General features: G+C 70.7%; 2 protein-coding genes. One reads left to right on the top strand and one right to left on the bottom strand.

Going from position 1 to position 1,478, the window contains the following annotated elements:
* Positions 1-693, bottom strand: a 693-nt coding sequence (locus R6V09_RS53010; RefSeq protein WP_317888537.1) for an MFS transporter, incomplete at its 3' end; no start/stop codon positions are given.
* A gap of 68 nt (positions 694-761) precedes the next feature.
* Between R6V09_RS53010 and R6V09_RS53015 the strand changes: the two genes are divergently transcribed.
* Positions 762-1,289, top strand: a complete 528-nt coding sequence (locus tag R6V09_RS53015; RefSeq protein WP_317888538.1) for a winged helix-turn-helix transcriptional regulator — start codon at positions 762-764, stop codon at positions 1,287-1,289.
* Positions 1,290-1,478: the final 189 nt, after the last annotated feature.

Consider the following 1,478-nt stretch of genomic DNA (forward strand, 5'->3'; position numbering starts at 1 on the left):
GAACAGGCCGGCCTGCGCGTTCGGCGGGATCAGGACCGAACGGTAGAGGACGTCGATCTCCCGCCAGTCGCGCTCCGCCACGGTCTCGCCCTTGATGTCGCCGAGGACGTCGTAGGCCACCCGCCAGTCGGGCAGCGCGCCGGCCACCAGTGGGCCGATCGCTATGCCGCCGCTGACGAACGCGCCCCACACGCCGGTCGCGTGCAGTCGGCCGCGCGGGGTCGGGAAGGCGTGCACGATCAGGCCCAGGCTGCTGGCGAGCAGCGCGGCGCTGGACGCGCCCTGCGCGATACGGGTCAGGGTGAACAACAGGGTCGAGGAGGTGAGTGCGGAGAGGGCGGTGGTGATGCCCAGCGCGAAGGTGCCTGCCAGGAAGATCCGGCGGCGGCCGTAGTCGTCGGCGAGGCTGCCGGCGACCAGGAGCAGCGCGGCGAGGCCCAGCGGGGTGCCGTTCAGCAGCCAGGCCTGGGCGGAGAGCGGGGTGTGCAGGGCGGCGGCGATGTCGGGGAGCGTGACCATCGGCGCGGTGTACGTCATCAGTGCCACCGCGGTGGCGGCGCTGGTCAGGGCGAGGGTGGCGCGCGGGCGGGGCGCGCTCACCTCGGTGACCTCGGGCTTCTCGGGAACCTCGGCAAGGGTTCGATCGGTTCGATCGGTTCGATCGTTAAGGGTTCGTTCACTGAACCTAGTCATGCGGAGTACCGTAACACTGTAGGTTCTTTCATTGAACCTTGAGTCGGAAAATGGCTAAGGTGGACGGCATGGCACTGGGCAAGGACTACGCGACGCAGGAGTGCTCGATCGCCCGGGCACTGGAGGTGGTCGGCGAGCGCTGGACGCTGCTCGTCATCCGCGACGCCCTCTACGGCGTACGGCGCTACAACGACTTCCTCGCGCACCTCGGCATCCCGCGCGCGGTCCTCGCCGCCCGCCTCCAGGCACTCACCGCCGAGGGCATCCTCGAAAAGCGCCGCTACCAGGAGTCGCCGCCGCGAGACGAGTACGTCCCCACGGACCGCGCGATCGCCCTGTGGCCGACGCTGCGCTCGCTCGGCCGGTGGGGCCGCGAGCAGTTCGACGAACCCCAGTTGCGCTACTTCCGGCACGTGGACTGCGGCACCGAACTCGGCCCGTACGGCGAGTGCCCCGCCTGCGGACTCGTCGTTCCCGTCGGTGACGTCCTCATGGACCCGGGCCCCGGACTCGACCCGGACCCGGCGGACCCGATCAGCCGCGCCCTCCTCAAGCCGCGGCGACTGCTCCAGCCGATCGAGGCCGACCAGGTGTAGATCGACTCCGGTCAGGTATAACGGACGATACGAGAACGGCAGTTGAGGGGAGGGAGCAGCCGATGGTCCGCGGTCGCGCCGCCGTGCTGCTCCTCATGCTGCTGCTCCCGCTGATGCTGGCGGACACCGGCAGCCTCCCGGCCACCGTCGCGCTCGCCGCGACCGGCACCGCCCTCGCCGTCTGCGCCC

The sequence above is a fragment of the Streptomyces sp. W16 genome (assembly GCF_033194735.1).
GTDB lineage: Bacteria > Actinomycetota > Actinomycetes > Streptomycetales > Streptomycetaceae > Streptomyces.